Here is a 20,209-nt window from a genome sequence, read left to right on the forward strand (position 1 = left end):
GCTCATTGATCGGAAAACCCTTCGCGGACGGAAGAACCGACCACGGGAGTCAGGGCGTCCGCGCCCTTTCCAAGCGTCGGCAGGACGATCTGAATGGCCTTGGCCGAGCCTTCGCTGACGGGCGACAGGGCCGCGCCGGTCAGCCAGCGCGGGGGATTGTCGGACATGACCCCCATGATGATCAGATGCACCGCTCCGATCAGAGCGAGAGCCCGCACGGCGCCCAGCGCCAGGCCAAAGGTCTGATCAAAGGCGCCCAGGGCATGGCCGCGCGCGCTCTTGGAAACGGCCGCGCCGAGGAAGCGCAGGCCGAAGTAGAGAATCAGGAAGGTCAGCCCCACGGCCAGCACCGATCCGGCCCAGTCGGGATCGACCAGCGACCGTCCGAACGGCGCGGTCCAGGGCAGGGTGATCAGGGCCAGCAGTCCAGCCAGGAAGAAGCTGAAGAAGGCTGTCAGTTCGCGCACGCCGCCCCGGAACCAGCCGGCGGCGCCGGAGGCCAGAAGCACAAGGATGACGAAGACGTCGTAGCCGGTCACGCGCGCTGCAATCGCAAAGGGAAGAGAGGCCGCCTCAATAGCGGTTTTGGGAGATTCGCTCGACCACCTCGGTCAGCAGGGCGGCGGCGGTGACGGCGACATCGCCCTTCTTGACCTTGTCCCTGGCCTGGGACGGGGCGAGGGCGCGGTCGAAACCGAGCTTCTTGGCCTCTCTCAGCCGGGCCTCGGCGCGATTGACGGCGCGGACTTCGCCGGACAGGCCGATCTCACCGAAGACGACGCAGCCTTGGGGCAGGGGCATGTCGAGCGCGGAACTGATCAGGGCTGCGGCGGCGGCCAGATCGGCGGCGGGCTCGCTGATCCGCAGACCTCCGGCGATATTCAGATAGACGTCCTTGTCCCCGAACCCGAGGCCGCAGCGCGCCTCCAGCACGGCCAGCAGCATGGCCAGGCGGCCATTGTCCCAACCCACGACCGCGCGCCTTGGCGTGCCATATGCAGAGGGAGCGACAAGCGCTTGTATTTCAACGAGAACGGGGCGTGACCCTTCTATGCCCGCGAAGACGGCGGCGCCCGGCGCGCGGTCCTTGCCTTCGCCCAGGAAGAGGGCCGACGGGTTGGTGACTTCGCGCAGGCCGACGTCGCTCATCTCGAAGACGCCGATCTCGTCGGTGGCCCCGAAACGGTTTTTGCCCGCGCGCAGGATGCGGAAGGGATAGCCGCGCTCGCCCTCGAAGCTGAGGACGGCGTCGACCATGTGCTCGACCACGCGCGGTCCGGCGATCTGGCCGTCCTTGGTGACGTGGCCGACCAGGATGATGGCCGGGCCGCCGTCCTTGGCCAGTCGCACCAGTTCGGCGGCGCAGGCGCGGACCTGGGTGACCGAACCGGGGCCGGCCTCGTGGGCGTCGGACCAAAGGGTCTGGATGGAGTCGATGATGACGATGTCGAACCTGTCGCGCTTCAGGGTCGTCAGGATTTCGCGCAGGGCCGTGGCGGAAGCCAGGGAGACGGCGGCGTCGGCGACGCCCATGCGCTTGGCGCGGGCGCGGATCTGCTCGATGGCTTCTTCGCCCGAAATATAGGCCACGCGGGCGCCGTTGCGAGCCGCCTTGGCCGTGACCTCCAGCAGCAGGGTCGACTTGCCGACGCCAGGGTCGCCGCCCAGCAGGATGGCCGAGCCGGGCACCACGCCGCCGCCGCAGACGCGGTCGAACTCGGTGACGCCGGTGACGATGCGCGGCGGCTCGGGCGTGTCGGATTGCAGGGTCTCGAACGTCAGACCGCGTCCGCGCGCCGTCGAGGCGGGCTTCATCGCGCCGGGCGGGGCGGACTTGGACTCTTCGGCCAGGCAGTTCCACTCGCCGCAGGCCGAGCATTGCCCCGCCCATTTGGAATGAACCGCCCCGCAGGACTGACAGACATAGAGAAGGGTGTCGCGCGCCATGCTCCTGACCTAGCAGGAATCGCGGCGTGGGCGAGGGATGAAGCGCAAGGGTGCGACCGGCTTTGACGCAGTACGACGCGCGCGGGTTGCATTGGGCCTCATATGCCCGTCATCCTGCCAAGCTATAGCGTCGTTACGACTCAACCCCCGCCGAGGCTCTCCATGACCACTCCCAACCCGCCCGCCATCGATCCGGGCCTCGTCGCCCGTGTGCAGAACATCCTGATGCGGCCCAAGCTGGAATGGCCGGTCATCGATGCCGAATACGCCACGACGCGCAGCCTGTTCGCCCGCTACGCCATGATCCTGGCCGCCATCGGTCCGGTGGCGAGCCTGATCGGCGGCCAGTTGTTCCCGATCCACATCTTCGGCTCGGTGATGCGCACCCCGATGATTGGCGGCCTGCTGGGCGCCATCGTCACCTGGGGGCTGTCGCTGGTGTCGGTCTTTGTGCTGGGCCTGATCATCGACGCCCTGGCCCCGACCTTCAACGGGACCAAGGACAAGGTGCAGTCGATGAAGGTGGCCGTCTATTCGATGACGGCGGCCTGGGTCGCGTCAATCTTCAACCTGTTCCCGGCCCTGGCCTGGCTGGGCGGCCTGCTGGGTCTTTACGGCTTTTACCTGCTGTACCTCGGCCTGCCGACCGTGATGAAGGCGCCGCAGGACAAGGCCCTGGGCTATACGGCCGTCGTCGTCATCTCGGCCATCGTGCTGTGGATGGTGGTCAGCGCCATCGCCGCCGCCGTGGTCGCCAGCTTCGTGGTCGGCACGATCGGCCTGGGCGCGCTGGCGCTCAGCTAGGCCCTAGCCGACATAGAGGCGCGGCACGCGCGGCGTGATCGAGGTCAGCATCTCGTAGCTGATGGTTCCCGCCGCCGTCGCCGCGTCGTCCACCAGACGATTGGCGCCGAAGATTTCGACCGTGTCGCCGGCCGCCACGTCCAGGCCGGTGACGTCCACCGCCAGCACGTCCATCGACACCCGGCCGATGATGGGGCGAAGCTCGCCCGCCACCCAGACCTGACCGCGCGGGCTGTTGCTGCGCATGACGCCGTCGGCGTACCCGGTCCCGCAGGTCGCCACCCGGATCGTCGTCTCGGCGCGATAGCCTTGCGAATAGCCGACCGTCTCGCCCGCCGGCACGTCGCGCACCTGCATGATCTGGGCGTTCAGGGTGGCCACCGGGGCGATGCGGCTGTCCGGCTTGCCTTCGGGGCCGCCGCCGTAGAGGCAGATGCCGGGGCGCACGACGTCAAAGGCGAAGTCGGGGCCTAGGAAACAGCCGCCCGAATTGGCGAAGGAGCGCGTCACGCCCGGGTAGCGGGCGACCGCCGCCGCATAGGCGTCGCGCTGGGCGCGGTTCAGCGGGTTGGACGGCTCGTCGGCGCAGGCCAGGTGGGTCATCACCAGCTCCAGCCCCGCAAACGGTTCAGGCGCGTCCTCGGCGCGGAAGCCGAGGCGGTTCATGCCGGTGTCCAGTTGCAGGCCGCAGGCGCCGCCGCCCGCCGCCATCCAGACCTCGATCTGGCCGGGCTGGTTCAGCACGGGGCGCAGGTTGGCCGCCTTGATGATCCCCGCCGACGAACCGTGGCAGCCGTCCAGCACATAGATGACCGGCTCAGGCCCGATGGCGTCGCGAAGGGCCACGCCTTCGGCCGCCCGCGCCACGAAGAAGGTCCGCGCCCCCTCGGCCATCAGCCGCCTGGCCACGGCGGCGGCGCCCAGGCCGTAGCCGTCGGCCTTGACGACCGGATTGACCGGCACGCCGGTCAGGTCCTGCAGGGTGTGGAAATTGCGCGCAAGGGCGCCGAGATCGACAGTGAGGGAGGCGGGGAGGGACATGAAAGCCCTTATGCCGCAAGATTTGTGCGGCGCCACGACCCTTGGGGCGAATTACTCGGGAATATCCGCATAGGCGCCGTAGCGGTCGTCGTGGGCCAGGTTGCCGAAGCGGACGGTGTCTGCGTCAAAGGCCAGCTTGACGATGCCGATGGGGCCGTGGCGCTGCTTGCCGATGACGACCTCGGCCTGACCTTGCAGGCGGTCCATGTCCTGCTGCCATTGCAGGTGCTCTTCGGTGCCCTCGCGCGGTTCGGCGCGGCCCAGGTAGTAGCTTTCGCGATAGACGAACATGACGCAGTCGGCGTCCTGCTCGATCGAGCCGGATTCACGCAGGTCCGACAGCTGGGGCCGCTTGTCGTCGCGCTGCTCGACCTGACGCGACAGCTGCGACAGAGCGATGATCGGGACGTTCAGCTCCTTGGCCAGGGCCTTGAGCCCGCCGGTGATCTCGGACACTTCCTGCACGCGGTTCTTCTGGCCGCCGCCTTCGCCCACGGTGACCAGCTGCAGGTAGTCGACGATGATCAGGTCCAGGCCGTGCTCCATCCGCTTCAGGCGTCGCGCGCGCGCCGCCAGCTTGGAGATGGAGATGCCGCCGGTGGCGTCGATATAGAGGGGGCTTTCGCCGATCTCGACCGCCGCGTCGCGCAGCTTGCCGAAGTCGGAGGCGTCGATCTCGCCCTTGCGCAGCTTGTCCGATGACACGCCGGACGCGTCGGCCAAGATACGCATGGCCAGCTGCTCGGCGCTCATTTCCAGCGAGTAGAAGGCCACGACGCCGCCGTTGACCGTCTTGCGGCCCTCGGGCGTCGGCTCCCACTGATAGGCGCGGGCCACGTTGAAAGCCATGTTGGTGGCGAGCGCCGTCTTACCCATGGACGGACGGCCGGCGAGGATCAGAAGGTCGGACGGGTGCAGGCCGCCCAACTTGCGGTCCAGGTCGACCAGGCCGGTGGCCAGACCGGCCAGCTTGCCCTCGCGCTGATAGGCCTCGCCCGCCATTTCGACGGCGCCGGCCAGGGCGTGGGAGAAGCTGACAAAGCCCGACGACGGCTTGCCCGTCTCGGCCAGGGAATAGAGGGTCTGTTCGGCCTGTTCGATCTGTTCGTCGGCGGGGGTGTCCGGATTGGGCGCCTCCTTGATCATCTCGCCGCCGATGCGGATCAGATCGCGGCGCAGGGCCAGGTCGTAGATGACGCGGGCGTAGTCGGGGGCGTTGGCCGCCGGGGGGGCGCGGTCCACCAGATCGGCCAGGTAGCGCAGGCCGCCGAACTCGTGGAAGGCCGGGTCCTGCTTGAAGCGCTCCATCAGGATGGTCGGCTCGGCCAGCAGGCCCTGACGGATGTGGTCCTCGATCGCCTCGAACAGCCGCTGATGGAAGGGTTCGTACATGTGCGTGCCGCGCAGGCGGTCGCTCAGCCGCTCGAACACGGCGTTGTCGAACATCAGCGAGCCCAGCAGCGCCTGCTCCGCCTCCAGGTTGTGGGGCATGGACGAGACGGAGACCTGATCGGCGTTTCCGTAGGGCATGGGAGCAAAGGCGTTCATCAGAGCTGCATAGACCTAAGCGAGGCCTGCGTCAGACGCGGGCGCCGCCTTGGTCGTGGACCATCAATGAGCGTCTGTGGACGGTCCCGAAAACCCCTGTGAGATCAGTGATGCCTGGCGCGATCAGCCGGGGCAGGGGTAGCGCTCGGCCATCCACTCGCGCACCGCCTGTGTGACGCTGATGTTGCGTCGCGCTGTCGGGATGGCGTTGAAGCGAGCCAGGATCATGTCGGGCGACAGACCGATCCGTTCCCCCTGCGGAACGCATGTGGCGGAGCGCCGGCCCGCCGCCTGAGCCGCCTTCTGCTCGTCGCCCACCGTCTTGAAGGCGCTCTTTACCTCGTCCATCAGGCGGCGTGTGTCCGATCGCAGCAGGGCGGTCGGGTTGCGCGGGATGCGGTTGGCCGAGGTCAGAAACTCCTGAACCGTCATGGCGCTGGCGCCGGTCGCCCACAGGCTGGCGACGGCGGCGATGATGAGCACGGCGTTCTTCAATGCGACCCCTCCGATTTGAACGGCCCAGCTTGACCGGGTCTTCGTGGCGGAACGATGGCTGATGAACGCGGTCAGGTCTCCAACGCGACCGTAGGCAAGGTGTTGGGGTAGATGCGTTCGATATCGCCGCCCGCCGCCGTGGCTGAGCGCGGCATGCGGTAGGCGTTCACAGGTTGGGTCTCGCCGATCCACAAGGCGTTGATCAGGTGGTCGGCGTAGGGGTCGTCGGTGTTCGGGTGGATCAGGATCTTCAGTCCCAGGTGGTTGAGCATCAGCCAGGGAATGACGGTCGGGACCTGATCATTCGCGAAGCCGAAATAGAAGGACGGCGTGGTGTGAGGGCCGCGCGGTCCTTCGTTCCATTCGCCCAGTTCGACCTTGAAGCGATGGACGACCCAGTCGCGCAGCTGCGCCGCGCGATAGGCCGTGTCCTCGTTGAAATAGATGTGGGCGTGGTAGCTGGTGATCTCGGTATAGGTCCGCGGCGAGGCGGGCAGTTGGACACCGTGCGGCAGCGGCTCGGGCGGTCCCTTGGGGCTTGGCCCCCATGGGCTCAGCGTGCTTTCGTCGCCCACCTGAACCGCCGCCTTGGCCGGGCGGGACGAGGCGGCTGCGGTCGTCGCCGCCGCAGCCGCCGCGCCGCCCCCGAGCAGCAGACTCCGGCGCGAGGAAGAAGGAAGAACCTCCTCTCCGGCGTCTGCTCTCGATGCTGTTTCCCTGATCACCACTTCAGCGCCAGGCGGCCATAGACGAAGCGGCCGTTGAAACCGTAGGGCGAGAAGTTGGAGAAGGGGAAGGCGCCGGTCGTGTTGTTGGCGCGCAGGCTCTGACGCGGATACTGATCCAGAATGTTGTCAGCGCCGACAGCCAGGGTGACGTTGTCAGTGAAGCGGTAGCGGGCTTCAAAATCGGCCACCAGGGCGTCGCCCAGTTGCAGGTCGGTGGCTTCAGACGCGCCGGCCGCCAGAACATCGCCATAGCCCGTCAGACGAACCGTGCCACCCAGACGTTCGGCTTCCCAGTCGGTCTGGAACACGACCTTCCACGGGGGCGTGCCTTCCTCGAAGCGCGCCACGGCCTGACGCCCGAACAGGCTGGTAGGGGTCGGCAGGACGCCGCTCTCGGTCACCGGGGTCTTGGTGACCTTGAAGTCGTTCACATTGCCCGCCAGGGTGAAGTCGAGGCGATGGCCGGCGGCGGTTTCTGCGCGATAACGGGCGACGACGTCCAGGCCGGTGGTTTCGGTGTCCACGCCGTTGATGAAGAAGCGCGCGGCCGATGCGCCATAGGGCGCCAGCAGGTCGAAGATGGTGCGGGCGTTGGTGCCCACGGCGGCGGTGGCGCTGCCCGTCAGGGTTTCCGACAGGATGATGCGGTCCTTGATGTCGATGCGATAGGCGTCGGCCGTGAACTCGAACGGGCCGTTCCGAGCGACGAAGCCCAGCGAGTAGTTGACCGATTCCTCGGCGTCCAGCGGCGTGCCGCCCAGCGCCAGACCCACTTCGCTGATCGAGGGGTAGGTGCCGGTCTCATAGGGAACATTGTCGATGTAGAGGATCGAGGTCTGGGTGTAGTATTGCTGTTGCAGGCTCGGCGCCCGGAAACCGGTGGAGACCGCGCCGCGCACGGCGAAGTGCGGGTTGAAGTCATAGCGGGCCGCGAACTTGCCCGAGACGTTGTCGCCGAAGTCCGAGTAGTTTTCGTAGCGAACGGCGCCTGACAGGGTCAGGCCATCAACCACTTCACCTTCCAGGTCCAGATAGACGCCGACATTGTTGCGGTCTTCGTCCACCTCATTGCTGGGGGTGAAACCGGTGAAGCCGCGCGAACCGAAGGCGAGGGTGGCGCCGCCTGCCGTCAGGACCGGGCCGCGCGCATAGGACGCTGCTTCGCCTGCGCCGATCTTGTAGTTCTCCTGGCGAGCCTCGAGGCCGACGGCGACGTTCAGCGGGCCGGCCCAGCCCAGGTCGTATTCTCGGCTGGCGTCGACGCCGAAGACGAGTTGGTCGTACTGCAGCGAACCGGCGTCGAACTTGGTCGGTCCATCAATCCCATAGGTCGGGTTCATGGTGTTCTCGGCCCCGAACTCGATCTTGTTCGAGCCATAGCCAAGGTTGATGTCGATGCCCCATTCGCCCAGCGAGCCACGAACGCCGCCGGCGGCCGTCCAGTCGGTCGTATCGGTCAGGATGAAGGGCAGGTAGCCGTCCGGGTACTTGCGGCCCGAGCCGTAGTCAGGGTTCTGGGTGGCGTCGGTCGGGGTGCGATAGAAGGCGGCGGCCGAGGCGTCACGCTTCTGATAGCCGGCCCAGCCATAGGCCTCCCAGTCGCCCGCCAGAGGCACGCCTGCGTTCAGATAGACCGACAGGTCCTCGGCCTGGGCGTCGCCCTGTCCGCCGGTGATGCGGCCCAGGGTGGGGTTGATGTCCGAACGGTTGGTACGGTCGCGATCCCGGTATTCGACCGAGGCGGTCAGGAAGCCTTCGTCGCCCAGGGCGAAGCCCTGCCAGCCCGAAACCGTCAGGGTGTCGCCGTCGCGGATGTCGTCCTTGCGGCCATAGAACCCCGTATAGTCAGTGACGTATTGGCCGTAGGTGAAGGTCGCGCCGCCGCCTTCGCGCGCTTCGCGCAGGCGCAGGTTCAGCACGCCGGCGATGGCGTCGGAGCCGTACTGGGCCGCGGCGCCGTCGCGCAGGACTTCGATGCGCTCGACCGCCGAGGAGGGGATGGCGTTCAGGTCCACGGCGGACGAGCCGCGACCGACCGAGCCGTTCAGATTGACCAGGGCTGTCTGGTGGCGACGCACGCCGTTCACCAGGACCAGGGTCTGATCAGGGCCCTGACCACGCAGGGTGGCGGGGCGGATGGAGTCGGTGCCGTCCGTCGCCGAGGGGCGCGGGAAGTTCAGGGCGGGCACAGAGGCCGCGAGCTGGGCCGCCAGTTCGGTCGTGCCGCGTTGTTCAAGGGTTTCGGCGGTGACGACGTCTACAGGCGCGACCGTGTCGAGGCGCGATCGGTTGGCCACGCGCGTGCCGGTCACGACGATGTCGTCGACGGCTGTGGGTTCGGAGGAAACGTCCTGGGCGGTGGCGGCGCCGGCGATCAGCAGGGCGGCGCCGGAAGAGGCCAGGAAGAGGGCGGAGCGAGTGGAGGTACGGGTCATCTCGAGAGGTCTGCTTTTCTGATTGGACGCAAGGAATCGCGCCGCGCCGTTGAGCAGCGACGATGGAACAGTGCGTCAGTAACGGTGGTCGTCAAGGCCGGCGGCGGACCGACCTTGGTAGGGTCAGCGGCGGGCTGGACATCGCGCCGGCCGAGCGACCGGGCGATGAATGTCGGCGTAGAAGCGCATTCGCATCGTCATCTCCCGCCCATCGGGAGAGGATGAGCTGTGGCGATATTGCGGTGCGAAAACGGCGCGGAATATCGAGAATATGTGACGCGATAATTAGAAAAGCTAAATTGACCGATCAAGAAAAAGGGGCGCGTCCCGAAGGACGCGCCCCTTGATCGATACCGTCAGTCGACAGATCAGGCTTCGTCGCCGAAGCCTTCCTGTTGACCGGCGCCGCCTTCGATCAGTTCCTGGGCGGCTTGTTCGGCGGCGTTACGCTCGTCGTCGAACTGGGCGCGGATGACATCCTCGCCCTTGGCTTGACGCTCGGCTTCTTCGGCCGAACGCGCGATGTTGATCTTGACCGTGGCGCGGACCTCGGGGTGCAGGCGAACCGGCACTTCGTGGACGCCCAGGGCCTTGATCGCGACGTTCAGCACGACCTGCGAACGCTCGACCTTGCCGCCTTCGGACTGAATGACTTCAGCCACGTCGCGACCGGCGACCGAACCGTACAGGTGACCGGTTTCACCGGCCTGACGGATCATGACGTAGGTCTGGCCGTCGATCTTGTCGGCGACCTTCTGAGCTTCGGCCTTGTTCTTCTCGTTGCGGGCTTCGATAGCCGCGCGATCAAGTTCGAACGCTTTCAGGTTGGCCGAGGTCGCGCGGCGAGCCTTGTCGCGCGGCAGCAGGTAGTTACGAGCGAAGCCGTCCTTGACGGTGACGACGTCGCCGATGGCGCCGAGGTTCTCGACGCGTTCCAGCAGAACGACCTTCATCTTACTTCACCACGTACGGCAGGAGGGCCAGGTAGCGAGCGCGCTTGATGGCCTTGGCCAGTTCGCGTTGCTTCTTGGCGGAAACGGCGGTGATGCGCGAGGGCACGATCTTGCCGCGTTCGGAGACGTAACGCTGCAGCAGCTTCACGTCCTTGTAGTCGATCTTCGGCGCATTGGCGCCCGAGAACGGGCAGACCTTGCGGCGACGGTAGAAGGGACGACGGCCGGCCGAGCCGGAGCCGGCCGGGGCGCCCGGGATGGGAGCGGTGGTGTCGGTCATGATCCGGTTCCTTATTCCGAGGCCGCAGCTTCGTCGGCGCGCGGGCCGCGATCGCGGTCACGCTCGCGTTCACGACGAGCCAGCAGGGGCGACAGTTCCAGGTCGAGTTCCTCGACGCGGACGGTCAGCCAACGCAGGACGTCTTCGTTCAGCGACAGCTGACGCTCGACTTCGGCCACGGCGGCGGCCGGGGCGTCGATGGCGAGCAGGGAATAGTGAGCCTTGCGGTTCTTCTTGACCCGGTAGGTCAGGTTGCGCAGACCCCAGTACTCGATCTTGGCGACGCTGCCGCCGCCTTCTTCGATCAGAGCCTTGATGGTGTCGTTCAGCGCTTCGGCCTGTTGCGCCGAGATATCCTGGCGCGTCATGACCGTGTGCTCGTAAAGAGCCATGCGGTAGTCTCCCTTGTGGGCGTCGGCGTGAAAGGGACCGGGTAGTCCTGTCCACGATGGCTCCTGAAGCGGCGGCCGGGATGACTTCCCGAACCCTTTGGCGTTCCGCAACAGGACCGAAGCCCTGGAAAGGCGGCGCGTATAGGCGAAAAAGCCTGCCAGAGCAAGGATGGAGCCGGAGCAGGCCGAGGTTGGGCGACCGACGTTGCCAAACGCGGCCGAAACAGCGGATGGTTTTCGCCTGACCGGAGACGCCGCATGACCTCGTCCGAGCCGAACGCCCTCCTGAAAAGGCGCTGGTCCCTGATCGGACCGGGCATCGTGGTCGCGGCGACGGGCGTGGGGGCGGGGGATCTGGTGGCGACCCTGATCGCCGGGTCGCGCTTCGGCTACGCCCTGTTGTGGGCGGCTATCATCGGCACGGTGCTGAAGATAGCCCTGGCCGAGGCCGTCGGGCGCTGGACCCTGGCCAGCGAGCGCACGATCTTCGACGGCTGGTCCAGCCTGGGGCGGGGGTTGCTGCCCGGCGCCATCGGCGGTCGGCTGAACTGGGCCGGGCTTTATTTCGGCCTCTATGTGGTCATCTGGGGCTTTGTGTACGGGGCGGCCGCGATGACGGCGACGGCCCTGCCTCTGGCGGCGTTGTTCCCGGTGCTGGACCTCAAGGCCTGGGGCATGCTGAGCGGGATCGCGGGACTGACCTTCGTCTGGTTTGGCGGCTACGGCCTGTTCGAGAAGGTAATGACGGCCTGCGTCGGGGTGATGTTTGTCACCGTGGTCGGCCTGGCCGTGATCGTCACGCCCAATCTGCCGCAGCTGCTGACCGGCCTGTGGCCCAGCCTGCCGCAGGGGGCGACCTTCTACACCCTGGGCCTGATCGGCGGGGTGGGCGGCACCATCACCATGGCGGCCTATGGCTACTGGCTGAACGCCAAGGGCTGGAAGGGGGCGGGTTGGATGGCGGTGATGCGGCTGGACAACCGGGTCGCCTATCTGGTCACCGGCGTCTTCGTCGTGGCCATGCTGATCGTCGGGGCCGAGCTGCTGCACGCGGCGGGCATAGCCCTGCAAGGCGGCGACCGGGGGCTGCTGGATCTGGATCAGGTGCTGAAGGAGCGGTTCGGGCGTCCGATCTCTATTCTGTTTCTCGTCGGTTTCTGGGCCACCAGCTTTTCCAGCCTTCTGGGCGTCTGGCAGGGCGTCAGCCTGATGTTCGCCGACTTCACCGCCCATGTGCGCGGCCGCTCGGACGATCCGAAGGCGCGGGGCGACAAGAGTCAGGCGTTCCGCGCCTACGCCCTGTGGCTGACCTTTCCGCCGATGGTGCTGCTGTTCATGGACCGGCCGTTCGGGCTGATTGTCGCATATGGGGTGTTGGGCAGCCTGTTCATGCCCTTCCTAGCGGGGACGTTGCTGTGGTTGCTGAACAGCGCCCGGACGCCGCAGGCATGGCGCAGCGGCTGGATTTCCAACCTGTTGCTGGGGGCGGCGGCCCTGCTGTTCGCCGTGCTGGCGGGCAAGGAACTGCTGGGCCTGATCCCGTCGTAGTCGGCCTATTCCTCGCAGGAGTTTCACAAAAGCCCCGGCGAACCGTCGCATTGGGCCGTTAGGCCTCGCCCTCGATCACGTGAGGTTCGGGGAAACATCGTCATGAAGCTGTCTGTCGCTTGTCTGGCCGCGTCTGTTCTGCTGGCCGCCGCGCCGTCGATGGCCCAGATCGTCGCCCCGCCGGACCCCGATCCGATGCCGGCGCCGCTGCACGCGCCGAACGGGCGCTGGGCGGCCAAGGGCTGGGCCGACCGCATCGTGCTGAGCCCGGCCGCCGACGCCGCGCGCGGCGCAGGCGTAGCCTGGCGCACCGATACTCGTCAGACCGCCGCCGAGGCCCAGATCGCCGAGGAGATCGATGGGCCTCTGCTGGGCTTTACCGCCCGCACGGTGACCGGGACCACGGGACCGATCCAGAACGAGAACGGTCAGGCCCTCTATCATCAGGTTCGCTTTGACGGGCTGAAGCCGGACACGCGCTATGTATATCGCGTGCGCGCCGCCGACGGCTGGAGCGAGTGGCTGCCGTTCCGCACGGCCAAGGCGGAGTTCGCCCCCTTCCGCTTCATCTATCTGGGCGACACCCAGAACGACATTCTGGAGATCGGTTCACGCGTGATCCGCTCGGCCTTCAAGGAGGCCGGACCGGCGGCGCTGGTCGTCCATGCCGGCGATCTGGTGGCCCAGCGCGAGGTCAAGGTCCACGACGACGAGTGGGGTGAATGGACCGAGGCCGGCGGCCGCGCCTTCGCCATGACGCCGCAGCTTCCGGCCACCGGCAACCATGAATACGTCGACCATATCCTGCCCGGCGGCGAGGAATCGCGCGTGCTGGGCCCGCACTGGGCGTTGCAGTTCGCCTTGCCGGACAACGGCGCCGAGGGCGTCAAGGCGACCAGCTACTTCGTCGATTATCAGGGCGTGCGCTTCATCGTTCTGGACGGCACGGCGGCGCTGGACCTGGGCGGACTGGAGGCTCAGACGCGCTGGCTGGACGCAACGCTGGCCAGCAGCCCGGCGCGCTGGAACGTCGCCTTGTTCCACCAGCCCATCTACACCTGCGCCCGGCCTGAAGACACCGAAGAGCTGAAGGCCGCGTGGAAACCAATCTTCGACGCACGCAATATCGATCTGGTGCTGCAGGGGCATGACCATTGCTACGGCCGCGTCTCCAACCCCGCCGGGGCCGAGGCCTCGCGCGCCGACAGCGCGGCGGGCCGTCCCCAGGGGCCGGTCTATGTCGTCTCCGTCACGGGCTCCAAGATGTATGGCCTGAACGACAGGGCGGACACGCAGCCGGTGCGCGCGGCCGAGAACACCGAACTGTATCAACTGATCGACGTCGAGGCGGATCGTTTGTCGTTCCGCGCCTTCACGGCGACGGGCGGCCTGTATGACGCCTTCACGCTGGAGCGGCAGGCCGATGGGACGAAGCGGCTGGTCGAGACGCAGGACACCCTGCTGGCCCTGCGTCGTTGCGACGGCGCGGTCGGGCCGGACGACCGCCCCTGCACGGCCGAGATCAAGGACTGAGGTGGGGACTCGTCCTGCCAAATTCCGCAGGATGAGCGGGGTGTGAAAGCGCTGGGGTTCTTGCCGTAGGGGAGGGATTCGCCTACCCCTCGCGGCTTGATTCAACGGATGACGGACGATCCCGGATGAGCCTCGCGCTTCTCTTTCCCGGTCAGGGCAGCCAGTCGGTGGGCATGGGCGTCGCCTTGTCGGACGCCTTCGCCAGCGCGCGCGAGGTCTTCGCCGAGGTGGACGACGCCCTGAACCAGAAGCTGTTCGACCTGATGCGCGAAGGGCCGGAAGATCAGCTGACCCTGACCGAGAACGCCCAGCCGGCCCTGATGGCCGTGTCGGTCGCCACGGCGCGGGTGCTGAAGGTCGAGTTCGGCGTCGACGTGGCGCGCGCCGCCTTCGTCGCCGGTCACTCCCTGGGCGAATACTCGGCCCTGGCGGCAGTCGGGGCGATCAGCCTGTCGGACACGGCTCGTCTGCTGAAGCTGCGCGGTCAGGCCATGCAGCGCGCCGTGCCGGTGGGCAAGGGCGCGATGGCTTCGCTGATCGGGCCCAAGACCGACCTGGCCCTGGCCGAAGCCGCCGCGAAAGCCGGTTCGGAAGTCGGCGTCTGCGTCGTCGCCAACGACAACAACAAGGGCAATGTCGTCATCTCGGGCGACAAGGCCGCCGTGGACCTGGCCATCGAAAAGGCCAAGGAACTGGGCGCGCGCGCCATTCCGCTGAACGTCTCGGCGCCCTTCCACTGCCCGCTGATGCAGCCCGCCGCCGATGAGATGGCCGCCGCTCTGGCCGACGCCAAGATCATCGCGCCGTCGGTCGCCGTCGTCGCCAATGTCACCGCCCGCCCGGAAACCGACGCCGAGGTCATCCGCCGCCTGCTGGTCGAGCAGGTGACGGGCCGCGTGCGCTGGCGCGAGAGCATGGAGTGGATGGCGGGTGAAGGCGGCGTGACCCGCTTCGTCGAGGTCGGCTCGGGCAAGGTCCTGACCGGCATGGCCAAACGCATCGCCCCCGACGCCGAGGCTCTGGCGCTGAACACGGCCGAAGAGCTTGAAGCGTTCGCGAAAAGCCTATGATCCTTCTCCCCTTGCGGGAGAAGGTGGCTGGCGCAGCCAGACGGATGAGGGGTCGCGACGGCCTCTCGTATTGAAAACACGGCAGGGGTCGACACGACCCCTCATCCGGCCCTGACGGGCCACCTTCTCCCGCAAGGGGAGAAGGAAGAGGAGACAGAGATGTTCAACCTTTCGGGAAAGATCGCCTTGGTGACCGGCGCGACTGGCGGCATCGGCGGGGCCATTGCGCGCTCGCTGCACGCCCAGGGCGCGACGGTAGTGCTGTCGGGCACGCGTGAAGCGGTGCTGGCGGATCTGGCCAAGGAACTGGGCGAGCGCGCCTTCTTCGCCGCCGCCAACCTGTCGGACCCGGAATCGGTCGACGGTCTGGTGGCCCGCGCCGAGGAAGCCGCCGGCGGTCCGCTGGACATCCTGGTCGCCAACGCCGGCATCACCAAGGACGGCCTGTTGATGCGGATGAAGGACGAGGACTTCCAGTCCGTCATCCAGATCAACCTCGAGAGCTATTTCCGCCTGACCCGCGCCGCGGTGAAGGGGATGATGAAGCGCCGTTCGGGCCGCATCATCGGCGTGACCTCGGTGGTCGGCGTGACCGGCAACCCCGGCCAGACCAACTATTCGGCGTCCAAGGCCGGCATGATCGGCTTCTCCAAGTCGCTGGCCCAGGAAGTCGGTTCGCGCGGGATCACGGTGAATTGCATCGCGCCGGGCTTCATCGCCTCGCCGATGACCGACGTGCTGAACGACCAGCAGCGCGAGGCCATTCTGTCGAAGATTCCAGCCGGGCGTCTGGGCGCGGGCGACGAAATCGCCGCCGCCGCCGTCTATCTGTCGTCGGACGAAGCCGCTTATGTGACGGGCCAGACCCTGCACGTGAACGGCGGCATGGCGATGATTTAAGGCGTTGCGCGTCACGATCACGACGCGCAACAATCTATTTCCCGCCCCGATGGCTGTGCTAAAGGGCGGGAACGCTTCGCGGCGGTGAGTCCCTTCGGGCTTGCTTCCTTGGGGCTGCCGTGACACGGCGAACACTGAGACCCCGCCTTCACGGCGACAAACAAACAGGCAGAGAGACACTCATGTCCGACACCCTCGAACGCGTCCGCAAGATCGTTATCGACCACCTGGACGCCGATCCGGACAAGGTCACGGAAAAGGCTTCCTTCATCGACGACCTGGGCGCCGACTCGCTCGACAACGTCGAGCTGGTCATGGCCTTCGAAGAAGAATTCGACGTCGAGATCCCGGATGACGCCGCTGAGCACATCCAGACCGTCGGCGACGCTGTGAAGTTCATCGACGAGAAGCTGGCTGGTTAATCCGGCTGCGATCCGTCGCACTTCCAAATGATGGCCGCCGTGGCGGGACCCTAGCGGGACCGTCCGGCGGCCATTATTGTTTTCGGTCACGATTCTGCAGTCCAAGGAGCGCGAACCATGCGCCGCGTCGTCATCACGGGCCTCGGCCTTGTCACTCCGCTCGGCACGGGCGTGGAACACGTCTGGAAAGGCATCGTCGAGGGGCGCTCGGGCATCGGTCCGATCACCGCCTTTGACACCGAGGGTTACGGTTGCACCATCGCCGGGGAAGTGCCGTCGGTGGATGGTCGCGGGCGCGGGGCGCCGGACCAGCCGGGCGTCTTTGATCCCGATCAGGTGATGTCGGCCAAGGACCGCAAACGCGTCGATGACTTCATCCTCTACGCCATCGCCGCCGCCGACGAGGCCCTGGCCGATGCGAACTGGAAGCCCGAATCCGAGGACGACAAGGAAGCCACCGGCGTCATGGTCGGCTCCGGCATCGGCGGCCTGGGCCCCATCGCCGACACGGCCATCACCCTGAAGGAACAGGGCGTGCGGCGGGTCAGCCCCTTCTTCATTCCCTCGGCCCTGATCAACCTGGCCTCGGGCCAGATCTCGATCCGTCACGGCCTGAAGGGCCCGAACCATTCGGTGGTCACCGCCTGCGCCACCGGCGCCCACGCCATCGGCGATGCGGCCCGGATGATCGCCCTGGGCGACGCCGAGGTCATGGTGGCGGGCGGCGCCGAAAGCTCGGTCGTGCCGATCGGCATCGCCGGCTTCCTGGCCTGCAAGGCTCTGTGCACCGCCTACAACGACACGCCCGAGAAGGCGTCGCGACCCTATGACCGCGGCCACGCGGGCTTCATCATGGGCGAGGGCGCCGGCGTCATGGTGCTGGAAGAGTATGAACACGCCAAGGCGCGCGGCGCGAAGATCTACGCCGAGGTCGTCGGCTATGGCATGAGCGGCGACGCCTATCACATCACCGCCCCGTCCGAGGACGGCGACGGCGGTCTGCGGGCCATGAAGGCGGCGCTGAAGCGTGCGGGCCTGCAGCCCTCGGACCTGGACTACGTCAACGCCCATGGCACCTCGACCATGGCCGACTGGATCGAGCTGAAGGCCATCGAGCGTCTGGTCGGCGATCACGCCAAGGACGTCGCGGTCTCCTCGACCAAGTCGATGACGGGCCACCTGCTGGGCGCCGCCGGCGCCATCGAGAGCATTTTCTCGGTCCTGGCCATCCGCGACCAGATCGCCCCGCCGACCATCAACCTGGACGACCCGGAGATGGAGACGCCGATCGACCTGGTCCCGCACAAGGGCAAGCCGATGAAGATCGATGTCGCCATGTCCAACAGCTTCGGCTTCGGCGGCACCAATGCGGCCGTGATCTTCAAGAAGGTCGACTGATTTGGCCAAGGCTCCGTCGCGTCGTTCCACGTCCAAGGTTCGCATTCCCAAGAACCGCGTGCCGAAGCGAGGCGGCGGAGCCGCCAAGTCCGGCCTCGGCGTCGGCCTGATCACCGCCGCCGGGACGTTGGGCCTGTTCGTGGTCGCGGCCCTGATCGCTCTGTGGGCGGTCTATTGGGGGCCTGGGCCGAAGGCGGTCGAGGGCGACGCGACCGTCGTCACCCTGCCGTCCGGCGCGGGGGTTCCAGCCATAGCCGCAACCTTGAAATCATCAGGCGTGATCCGTTCTACTGACCTGTTCCGAGCGGCCGTCAGCCTGAGCGGCGCCGACCGCAAGATCCGCGCGGGCGAATATGAGGTGCCGTCGGGCGCCTCGCTGGCCACCGTGGTTGGCCTGCTGGTCGACGGCAAGGCGGTGCGCCACTACGTGACCCTGCCCGAAGGCTGGTCCAGCGCCCAGGCGGTCGACATCCTGATGAAGCAGTCGGTCCTGACCGGCGAGGTCGAGGTGCCCGCCGAGGGCAGTCTGTGGCCCGACACCTATGAGGTTTCGCGCGGCGAAACCCGCGCCTCGGTCGTCGCCCGGATGCAACGCGCCGCCAAGACCAAGCTGGACGCCCTGTGGGCCGCGCGCTCGCCCAACACCATCGTCACCACGCCGGAGGAGGCCATGGTGCTGGCCTCCATCGTTGAGAAGGAGACGGGCCTGGCCTCGGAACGGCCCGAGGTGGCGGCGGTCTTCACCAACCGTCTGCGGCTGGGGATGCGGCTGGAGAGCGATCCCACCATCGTCTACGGCGTGACCAAGGGCCGTCCGCTGGGACGCGGCATCCGCGCCTCGGAATTGCGCGCCCAGACGCCGTGGAACACCTATCTGATCGATGGCCTGCCGCCGACGCCCATCGCCAACCCCGGCGAAGAGGCGCTGAAGGCGGTGCTGAACCCGCCGCGTTCGGAATACGTCTTCTTCGTCGCCGACGGCACCGGCGGTCACGTCTTCGCCCGGACCTATCCCGAGCACCTGCTGAACGTGGCGCGCTGGCGCGAGATCGAGCGCCGCAAGGCGGGACTGCCGCCGGGGCAGACAGCTTCGGTTCCCGGGGCCGCGCCGACGCCGATGGGCGAGGCGGCGGCTGCGCCCGTGGTCATTCCGCCGGGCGCCAAGGTCATCTCGGTCCCCACGGCGGCCCCGCAATGAGCGCGATCTCCGGCATGACAGGCTTTGGCCGGGCCGACGGCGCGCTGGACGGCTGGACCTGGACGGTCGAGGCGCGTTCGGTCAACGGGCGCTCGCTGGAAGTTCGCTATCGCGGTCCCGGCGGGTTCGAGAACCTGGAACGTCTGACGAAGGCGGCGGCGCAAGGACGGCTGAACCGAGGCCAGGTGACGCTGGGCGTTCAGGCCAAGCGCGCCGAGGGCAGCGAGCCCGCGCCGCGCGTCAACGAGGCCGTGTTGGCGACCTATCTGAAGCTGGCGAACCAGTTGGCGGAGGAGGGGGCGGTGCCGCCGTCGGCCGACGGTCTGCTGTCGCTGCGCGGCGTCATAGAGGTGGCGGAGGAGGTCGAGGACCTGGAGGCCCACGCCGCCGTCGAGGCCGCCATCGCCGTGACCATCGAACAGGCCCTGGACGCTCTGAAAGTCTCGCGTCAGCGCGAAGGCGAGCAACTGACCCCGGTCATCCACGATTTCGTCGGGACCATCGAGGCCCTTGTGGCGCGCGCTGAGCTGGAGGCCTCCAGCCAGACGGAGGCGATCCGCGAACGCTTCACGCGTCGGATCAGCGAACTGGCGCCGGACGCGCCGGGTCTGGACGAGCGAATCTTTCTCGAAGCCGCCGCCTTGGCGACCAAGGCGGACGTGCGCGAGGAGTTGGATCGCCTGACCGCGCACGTCGCATCCGCCCGCACACTGTTGCAGCAACCCCCCGCCGGGCGAAAACTCGACTTCCTGATGCAGGAATTCATGCGCGAAGCAAACACGCTCTGCTCGAAATCCGCTACCACGCCGCTCACCGGAATCGGCCTCGAACTGAAGGCCGTCATCGAGCAGCTTCGAGAACAAGTTCAGAATGTCGAATAACCGCACCCCCCGCCGTGGCGTCCTGCTGATCGTGGCCAGTCCGTCGGGGGCCGGGAAAACCTCGCTGTGCCGTCGCCTGATGGCCGACCACAAGGGGCTGGAGCTGTCGGTCTCCATGACCACGCGCGGCATCCGTCCGGGCGAGGTCGACGGCCGCGACTACCACTTCGTCACGCACGAGGAATTCCAGCGGCTGATCGACGCCGACGCCTTCCTGGAATGGGCCGACGTGCACGGCAACCGTTACGGCTCGCCGCGCGCGCCGGTGGACCGCGCCCTGGCCGAGGGCCGCGACGTCCTGTTCGACATCGACTGGCAGGGCGCCCGCGACGTGGCCGAGAAATGCCCCGGCGACGCCGCGCGCGTCTTCGTCCTGCCGCCCAGCCTGGAAGAACTGCGTCGCCGTCTGGTGACCCGTTCGCAGGACGCCGAGGACGTGATCGAGCGTCGCGTGGCCAACGCCAAGGGAGAGATCGAGCACTGCGACGAGTTCGACTACGTCCTGGTCAACGAGGACTTTGACCGCTCCTACGCCGAGCTGGCCCACATCTATCACGCCGAGCGCAGCCGCCGTCACCGCAACCTGTGGGTCGACGCCTACAAGAGCGCCCTGCTGAAGGAAGTGGTCTGACGACC

At 67.3% G+C, this 20,209-nt stretch carries 20 protein-coding genes; 10 read left to right on the forward strand and 10 right to left on the reverse strand.

Going from position 1 to position 20,209, the window contains the following annotated elements:
* Nucleotides 1-2 precede the first annotated feature (2 nt).
* Nucleotides 3-539 carry a CvpA family protein gene (locus ACZ5XO_RS06605; RefSeq protein ID WP_464164476.1) on the reverse strand — a complete coding sequence of 179 codons (537 nt, stop codon included), beginning with the start codon at nucleotides 537-539 and terminating at the stop codon, nucleotides 3-5.
* Nucleotides 540-573: 34 nt separating this feature from the next.
* Nucleotides 574-1,947: a DNA repair protein RadA gene (gene radA / locus ACZ5XO_RS06610; RefSeq protein ID WP_464164477.1), complete on the reverse strand. Its 1,374-nt coding sequence runs from the start codon at nucleotides 1,945-1,947 to the stop codon at nucleotides 574-576.
* Nucleotides 1,948-2,109: 162 nt separating this feature from the next.
* On the opposite strand from radA, the gene ACZ5XO_RS06615 reads away from it, so the two are divergent.
* On the forward strand, nucleotides 2,110-2,751 hold the full coding sequence (locus tag ACZ5XO_RS06615; protein ID WP_464164478.1) for a Yip1 family protein: 642 nt from the start codon (nucleotides 2,110-2,112) through the stop codon (nucleotides 2,749-2,751).
* A gap of 3 nt (nucleotides 2,752-2,754) precedes the next feature.
* Here the strand turns inward: ACZ5XO_RS06615 and alr are convergent, their stop codons facing one another.
* The 8 genes from alr to rpsF form a co-directional block, all read right to left on the reverse strand.
* Complete coding sequence (gene alr / locus ACZ5XO_RS06620; RefSeq protein WP_464164479.1) at nucleotides 2,755-3,792, reverse strand: alanine racemase; 1,038 nt, start codon at nucleotides 3,790-3,792, stop codon at nucleotides 2,755-2,757.
* 51 nt (nucleotides 3,793-3,843) lie between these two features.
* On the reverse strand, nucleotides 3,844-5,340 hold the full coding sequence (locus tag ACZ5XO_RS06625) for a replicative DNA helicase (protein ID WP_464164480.1): 1,497 nt from the start codon (nucleotides 5,338-5,340) through the stop codon (nucleotides 3,844-3,846).
* Nucleotides 5,341-5,463: 123 nt separating this feature from the next.
* Nucleotides 5,464-5,835, reverse strand: coding sequence for a hypothetical protein (locus ACZ5XO_RS06630; RefSeq protein WP_464164481.1), 372 nt, complete (start codon nucleotides 5,833-5,835; stop codon nucleotides 5,464-5,466).
* A 71-nt stretch (nucleotides 5,836-5,906) separates the two neighbouring features.
* The gene (locus tag ACZ5XO_RS06635; RefSeq protein ID WP_464164482.1) at nucleotides 5,907-6,560 is read right to left on the reverse strand and encodes a DOPA 4,5-dioxygenase family protein; all 654 of its coding nucleotides are present in this window, start codon (nucleotides 6,558-6,560) and stop codon (nucleotides 5,907-5,909) included.
* Complete coding sequence (locus ACZ5XO_RS06640; protein WP_464164483.1) at nucleotides 6,557-8,998, reverse strand: TonB-dependent receptor plug domain-containing protein; 2,442 nt, start codon at nucleotides 8,996-8,998, stop codon at nucleotides 6,557-6,559. Before ACZ5XO_RS06640 ends, ACZ5XO_RS06635 begins: the two co-directional genes overlap by 4 nt.
* A 368-nt stretch (nucleotides 8,999-9,366) precedes the next feature.
* A complete protein-coding gene (gene rplI, locus ACZ5XO_RS06645; protein ID WP_292082520.1) occupies nucleotides 9,367-9,951 on the reverse strand; it encodes a 50S ribosomal protein L9 in 585 nt (194 codons plus the stop codon).
* Between the two features lies 1 nt (nucleotide 9,952).
* Entirely contained in the window at nucleotides 9,953-10,231 is a 279-nt protein-coding gene (gene rpsR / locus ACZ5XO_RS06650) for a 30S ribosomal protein S18 (protein WP_105564333.1), read from the reverse strand.
* Between the two features lie 11 nt (nucleotides 10,232-10,242).
* Complete coding sequence (gene rpsF / locus ACZ5XO_RS06655; RefSeq protein ID WP_296176949.1) at nucleotides 10,243-10,623, reverse strand: 30S ribosomal protein S6; 381 nt, start codon at nucleotides 10,621-10,623, stop codon at nucleotides 10,243-10,245.
* Nucleotides 10,624-10,881: 258 nt separating this feature from the next.
* Between rpsF and ACZ5XO_RS06660 the strand changes: the two genes are divergently transcribed.
* The 9 genes from ACZ5XO_RS06660 to gmk all read left to right on the forward strand — a co-directional run bounded on the left by ACZ5XO_RS06660 (nucleotide 10,882) and on the right by gmk (nucleotide 20,204).
* On the forward strand, nucleotides 10,882-12,171 hold the full coding sequence (locus ACZ5XO_RS06660) for an Nramp family divalent metal transporter (RefSeq protein ID WP_464164484.1): 1,290 nt from the start codon (nucleotides 10,882-10,884) through the stop codon (nucleotides 12,169-12,171).
* A gap of 102 nt (nucleotides 12,172-12,273) precedes the next feature.
* Nucleotides 12,274-13,704, forward strand: coding sequence for a purple acid phosphatase family protein (locus ACZ5XO_RS06665; RefSeq protein WP_464164485.1), 1,431 nt, complete (start codon nucleotides 12,274-12,276; stop codon nucleotides 13,702-13,704).
* Between the two features lie 125 nt (nucleotides 13,705-13,829).
* Entirely contained in the window at nucleotides 13,830-14,774 is a 945-nt protein-coding gene (gene fabD, locus ACZ5XO_RS06670; protein ID WP_464164486.1) for an ACP S-malonyltransferase, read from the forward strand.
* A gap of 159 nt (nucleotides 14,775-14,933) precedes the next feature.
* Nucleotides 14,934-15,674, forward strand: coding sequence for a 3-oxoacyl-[acyl-carrier-protein] reductase (fabG, locus tag ACZ5XO_RS06675; protein ID WP_464164487.1), 741 nt, complete (start codon nucleotides 14,934-14,936; stop codon nucleotides 15,672-15,674).
* A gap of 182 nt (nucleotides 15,675-15,856) precedes the next feature.
* Nucleotides 15,857-16,096 carry an acyl carrier protein gene (locus tag ACZ5XO_RS06680; protein ID WP_105564338.1) on the forward strand — a complete coding sequence of 80 codons (240 nt, stop codon included), beginning with the start codon at nucleotides 15,857-15,859 and terminating at the stop codon, nucleotides 16,094-16,096.
* 117 nt (nucleotides 16,097-16,213) lie between these two features.
* Nucleotides 16,214-17,494: a beta-ketoacyl-ACP synthase II gene (gene fabF, locus ACZ5XO_RS06685; RefSeq protein WP_464164488.1), complete on the forward strand. Its 1,281-nt coding sequence runs from the start codon at nucleotides 16,214-16,216 to the stop codon at nucleotides 17,492-17,494.
* Between the two features lies 1 nt (nucleotide 17,495).
* A complete protein-coding gene (mltG, locus tag ACZ5XO_RS06690) occupies nucleotides 17,496-18,692 on the forward strand; it encodes an endolytic transglycosylase MltG (protein WP_464164489.1) in 1,197 nt (398 codons plus the stop codon).
* A complete protein-coding gene (locus tag ACZ5XO_RS06695; RefSeq protein ID WP_464164490.1) occupies nucleotides 18,689-19,573 on the forward strand; it encodes a YicC/YloC family endoribonuclease in 885 nt (294 codons plus the stop codon). Before mltG ends, ACZ5XO_RS06695 begins: the two co-directional genes overlap by 4 nt.
* Entirely contained in the window at nucleotides 19,563-20,204 is a 642-nt protein-coding gene (gene gmk, locus ACZ5XO_RS06700) for a guanylate kinase (protein ID WP_464164491.1), read from the forward strand. The genes ACZ5XO_RS06695 and gmk overlap by 11 nt, the downstream gene beginning before the upstream one ends.
* Nucleotides 20,205-20,209 lie beyond the last annotated feature (5 nt).

Source organism: Brevundimonas sp. T2-11, assembly GCF_055397675.1.